Here is a 4,769-nt window from a genome sequence, read left to right as displayed (position 1 = left end):
AAAGAAAACTTCTTTTTCTTCAGAAAAAGAAGGCTACTGAATTTCCTTGAAATCCACTTCAATCTCTCCCGCCATCCCTTCCCCCGGCGCCAGCACCCGCATCGCCCCCCAGGGCGCGAGGTCCGGCCGGTTGATCACCGCCGGCACATGGCTCACCGGCTCCAGGCAGAGCAGCGGCAGATGCGCGGGGGCATAGACTTGCAGGTTGCGCGCCCAGTCGCCGCGCGCGCGCAGGGTCAGGCAGCCATCCGGGCGGTGCAGCTCCGCCACCCCGTCCCAGCCGGCGAACTGCGCATCGAGGCCGAGCCATTCCGCTTCCCCCCCGGATAGGCCCGGGCTGGGCTCGGGCGGCAAAGGCAGCTTGCGGTCATCGGTCGGGAAGCGGTGGGTGGCGGCGAAGCGCACCGTGCAGCCCTCGGGGCGGGCGAACCAGGGGTGCCAGCCGAAGCCCATCGGGCAGGGCGCGTCGCCGGCATTCTCCAGCGCGAGCGACAGGCGCAGCCCGGCGGCGGAGAGCGCGATGCCGAGCCGCGCGCGCCAGTGGAACGGCCCGCCATCCCCTTGCTGGGCCAGGGTGGCGGCACCGGGCGTCGCGGCCTCCACCTGCCAGGGCAGGGCGCGGGCGAGGCCGTGCAGCGCATTGCCTTCCGCCGGATGGGTGATGGGGAAGGCATGCACCGCGCCGGCCCAGGGGAAGGCGCCGCCCTCCAGCCGGTTGGTCCAGGGCAGCATCCAGAAGGCGCCGGCCATGCCGGTGTTGGGGTCGGCGCCGTCCGGCAGCGGCGCCAGCAGGTCGCGCCCCTGCCAGCGCAGCGCCGCGAAGGCGGCGCCCTGGCCGGGACGCAGCATGGCGTCCCAGCCGGCGGCGGCCAGGCGCAGGCTCAATCCTCCAGCGCGAAGGCGTCGCGCGGGCTGAAGCCCTTGCGGCTGTAGCCATTGGCGCAATAGCTGCCGCCCTGGTAGCGCTCGGCCACCGGATTGCCGGAGAGGATGCCCTCCACCTTGGCGCGGAAGGCCTCGGCGCTGTCCTGCGGCTGCCAGCCGATGCGGTCGCGGTGGTCGGTGCCCCAGAAGCTGGCCGGGTTGTCGCTGGCGCCCCAGACCACGGCGTGGCCGACCTTCGGCGCCTCGACGAAGGCGAGGCAGAGCCGCGCCAGGTCGTCGAAGGACAGCCAGGTGGAGAGCATGCGGGCATCGACCGGCTCGGGGAAGCAGCTGCCGATGCGGACATTGAGGTTCTCGACCCCGTGCTTGTCCCAGTAGAGCCGGCCCATCAGCTCGCCATAGGCCTTGGACAGGCCGTAGAAGCTGTCGGGGCGGAAGGAGCCGGGGGCCTCCAGCTTCGGCTCGCCCGGGCCGGGGCGGGTGTGGAAGCCGATGGCGTGGTTGGAACTGGCGAACAGCACCCGCGCGCCGGAGCGCCGCGCCGCCTCATAGACCAGGTAGAGGCCGCGGATGTTGGGGTCCAGCACCTCCTCGAAGGGCCGGTCCACCGAGACGCCGCCGAGATGCAGGATGGCGCCGCAGCCATCGGCGATGCGCAGCATCGCGGCCTCGTCCCCCAGATCGGCGGTGACGAAGCGGGCGGTGCCGGGCAGGTCGTCGGGGAAGGGCTTGATGTCGGTGAGCCGCAGCGCGTAGCCGCGGGCGGCGAAGGCCCGGGCCAGCATGCGGCCGAGATTGCCGGAGGCGCCGGTGATCAGGACGGTGGTCTTCGGGTCGCTCATCGGGTCGGTCCTTGCGGTCACTGGCCGTAGCCCAGCAGCAGGCGCGGCAGGGTCAGCGAAACAGCCGGCACGTAGGTGGTCAAGGCCAGCGCCACCAGGATCGCGCCATAGAAGGGCCAGATGCCCTTCATCGCCGTCTCCATGCGGATCTTGCCGATGGCGCAGCCGACGAACAGCACGGCGCCGACCGGCGGCGTGGTCAGGCCGAGGCCGAGATTCATCATCATGACCATGCCGAACTGCACCGGGTCCATGCCGAGCTGCTGCACCACCGGCAGGAAGATGGGGGTGGTGATCAGGATCAGCGCCGCCATGTCCATGACGCAGCCGAGCAGCAGCAGGGCGATGTTGATCAGCAGCAGGATGATGATGGGGTTCTCGCTGATCGCCAGCATGCCGCGGGTCAGCGTGTCGGCGAAGCCGTAGAGCGCCAGCAGGTAGGCGAAGGCGGTGGCGGTGCCGACCAGCAGCAGCACCACGGCGGTGGTGCGGACCGAGGCGGCGAGCGCCACCTTGAAGCTCTCCCAGCTCAGGCCGCGATAGACCAGCAGCGTGGCCAGCACCGCCCAGATGGCGCCGAAGGCGGCCGATTCGGTGACGGTGAAGACGCCGCCCAGCACGCCGCCCAGGATGATGACGCCGGTCATCAGCCCCGGCAGCGCGTCGAGGAAGCTCAGCAGCAGGTGGCGGAAGCCGCGCCAGGGCTCGGCCGGGTAGCCGCGCCGGACGGCGACGGCGTAGGCGGCGATGGCCAGCAGGGTGCACATCACCACGCCCGGCACGATGCCGGCGAAGAACAGCGCCGAGACCGAGAGCCCGCCGCCCGCCGCCAGGCTGTAGAGGATCATGTTGTGGCTGGGCGGCACCATGATGCCGGCGATCGACGAGGTGACGGTGACGTTGACCGCGTAGTCGGTGTCGTAGCCGCGCTGCTGCATCGCCGGGATCAGCACGGTGCCGAGCGCCGAGGTGTCGGCCACCGCCGAGCCGGAGATGCCGCCGAACAGCATGGAGGAGGCGACGTTGACCACGCCGAGCCCGCCGCGCATCCAGCCCACCGCGTTGGAGGCGACGGCGATCAGCCGGCGGGCGATGCCGCCATGCATCATGATCTCGCCGGCGAAGATGAAGAAGGGGATGGCGAGCAGGGAGAACATGCTCATCCCCGCCGTCATCTGCTGGAACACCACGGCGGGGCTGATGCCTTCCCACAGGAAGCCGGCCAGCGCGGCGAGCCCCAGGGTGAAGGCCACCGGCACGCCCATGACGATGCCGCCGAAGAAGACGGCGAAGAGGATGACCAGGCCGAGATCCACGCGGCGTTACTCCAGGGCCAGCGCGGGGCGCGCTGCGGTGTGGCGGTGGCGCAGCGCCAGCAGCGCCTGCTCCAGGGCGAACAGGGCGACCAGCACGCCGCAGAGGGTGAGCGGCAGGTAGGTCCAGATCATGCTGATGCCGAGCAGCGGGATGCGGATGCCCTGGCTGGTCTGCACCAGCTCGAGCGACCACCAGGCCATGGCCAGGCCGAACAGCCCGACCAGGATGTCGCAGGCCAGCTCGACGCCCCAGCGGGCGCGTTCCGGCAGCGCCTCGCGGAAGCCGAGCACGGAGAGGTGGAAGCGCTCCCGCACGCCGACCGCCGCGACCGGCAGGACGATGGTGATGACGATGAGAGTGGCGGCGCGCTCGACCCAGGTGGGGGTGTCGTTCAGCACGTAGCGCCCGAACACCATCCATCCGGTGATCACGACCAGCAGCACCATGGCGGCGGAGGCGAGCAGGATGACGATGCGGGCGAGGATGTCGAGCAGGCGCGAGAAGGCGGCCATCGCGGCGAGGCTCCCTGCGGGGCGGAGGGACGGAGAACAAAAGACGCGGCATCCCGGGGGATGCCGCGTCGGTCGGCCCGGTCAGGGCGTCTCGCGGATCCGGCGCACCAGGTCGGCCATGCGCGGGTCGGCCGCGTATTTGGCGTAGACCGGCTCCATCAGCTGCTGCCAGGGCGAGCGGTCGGTGAGCTCGGTCACCTGCACACCGGCGGCCACCACCTTCTCGCGGCTGACCCGCTCGCGCTCGGCCCAGAGCTGGCGCTGGTAGGTGGCCGATTCGCGGGCGGCGGCGCGCAGCAGGTCGCGATCCGCCTGGTTCAGCCGGCGCCAGCGCGTGGCGGAGACGGCCAGCACCTCCGGCACGTTGGAATGCTCGGTGGTGATGAAGTGGCGCGCCACCTCGAAATGCCGGCTGCTCTCGTAGGAGGGCCAGTTGTTCTCGGCCCCGTCGATCACGCCGGACTGCAGCGAGGTGTAGACCTCGCCATAGGGCAGCGGCGTCGCGTTGGCGCCGAGCGCGCGGATGATGTCGATCCACAGGTCGGAGGTCTGCACGCGGATCTTCATGCCGCGCAGGTCGGCCGGCGTGCGCACGGGCCGGATGGTGTACATGCTGCGCGCGCCGGCGTCGTACCAGGCCAGCGGCACGATCCCGGCATTGGCCAGGTCCTCGGCCACCGTGTCGCCGATCGGCCCGTCCACCACGCTGTGCTGGTGCGCCACCGAGCGGAACAGGAAGGGCAGCGTCAGCACCTGGGTGCTGGGGACGATGTTGTTCAGCCCGCTCATGTTGAACTCGGCGAAGTCGATCGAGCCCAGCCGCATCTGCTGGATCGCCTCGTCCTGCTGGCCGAGCTGCGCCGAATGATAGGTGCGCATGCGGATGCGGTTGTTGCTACGCTGCGCCACCAGCTCGGTGAAGCGGTCCATCCCGCGGGAGACGGGGTAGTCGGGCGGATGGATGTTCCAGCCGCGCCATTCCTGCGCCGCCGAGGGGGTGACGCTGGCGCCGAGGCCCATCACCGCCAGGGCGGCGACCCCCAGCCAATTCGTCAGACGTCGGGTTATCATACGTCCTCCCACATGATCTTTGGTTGCGGAGAGGTTGCTCCGCTTCCCCCGCTCCTGTCAATGCGGACCGATCTCATTCCGAAACCAGGGCGGAACCGGCGCGCGGGGCTTGCGGCGCGCGGCCGGGCCGCTCCCGGCGGCC

5 protein-coding genes are annotated in these 4,769 nt (G+C 70.7%); all 5 read right to left on the bottom strand.

Annotated features, from left to right (window positions below; genetic code table 11):
* Window positions 1–33 precede the first annotated feature (33 nt).
* Window positions 34–885, bottom strand: a complete 852-nt coding sequence (locus HMPREF0731_RS14595) for an aldose epimerase family protein (protein WP_007004928.1) — start codon at window positions 883–885, stop codon at window positions 34–36.
* Window positions 882–1,727, bottom strand: a complete 846-nt coding sequence (locus tag HMPREF0731_RS14590; RefSeq protein WP_040613390.1) for an NAD-dependent epimerase/dehydratase family protein — start codon at window positions 1,725–1,727, stop codon at window positions 882–884. The genes HMPREF0731_RS14595 and HMPREF0731_RS14590 overlap by 4 nt, the downstream gene beginning before the upstream one ends.
* Before the next feature lie 17 nt (window positions 1,728–1,744).
* On the bottom strand, window positions 1,745–3,043 hold the full coding sequence (locus HMPREF0731_RS14585) for a TRAP transporter large permease (RefSeq protein ID WP_007004926.1): 1,299 nt from the start codon (window positions 3,041–3,043) through the stop codon (window positions 1,745–1,747).
* A gap of 6 nt (window positions 3,044–3,049) precedes the next feature.
* On the bottom strand, window positions 3,050–3,556 hold the full coding sequence (locus HMPREF0731_RS14580) for a TRAP transporter small permease (RefSeq protein ID WP_007004925.1): 507 nt from the start codon (window positions 3,554–3,556) through the stop codon (window positions 3,050–3,052).
* Window positions 3,557–3,637: 81 nt separating this feature from the next.
* Window positions 3,638–4,627 (bottom strand): TRAP transporter substrate-binding protein, encoded by a 990-nt coding sequence (locus HMPREF0731_RS14575; RefSeq protein ID WP_007004924.1) that lies wholly within the window; start codon window positions 4,625–4,627, stop codon window positions 3,638–3,640.
* Window positions 4,628–4,769: the final 142 nt, after the last annotated feature.

Source organism: Pseudoroseomonas cervicalis ATCC 49957, assembly GCF_000164635.1.
GTDB classification, from domain to species: domain Bacteria; phylum Pseudomonadota; class Alphaproteobacteria; order Acetobacterales; family Acetobacteraceae; genus Pseudoroseomonas; species Pseudoroseomonas cervicalis.
This window is presented reverse-complemented; position numbering and strand designations above follow the sequence as displayed.

Excerpts from the sequence above, each read along its gene's own strand:
- HMPREF0731_RS14590 (WP_040613390.1), bottom strand. The coding sequence starts at position 1,727 with ATGAGCGACCCGAAGACCACCGTCCTGATCACCGGCGCCTCCGGCAAT.
- HMPREF0731_RS14580 (WP_007004925.1), bottom strand. The coding sequence starts at position 3,556 with ATGGCCGCCTTCTCGCGCCTGCTCGACATCCTCGCCCGCATCGTCATC.
- HMPREF0731_RS14575 (WP_007004924.1), bottom strand. The coding sequence starts at position 4,627 with ATGATAACCCGACGTCTGACGAATTGGCTGGGGGTCGCCGCCCTGGCG.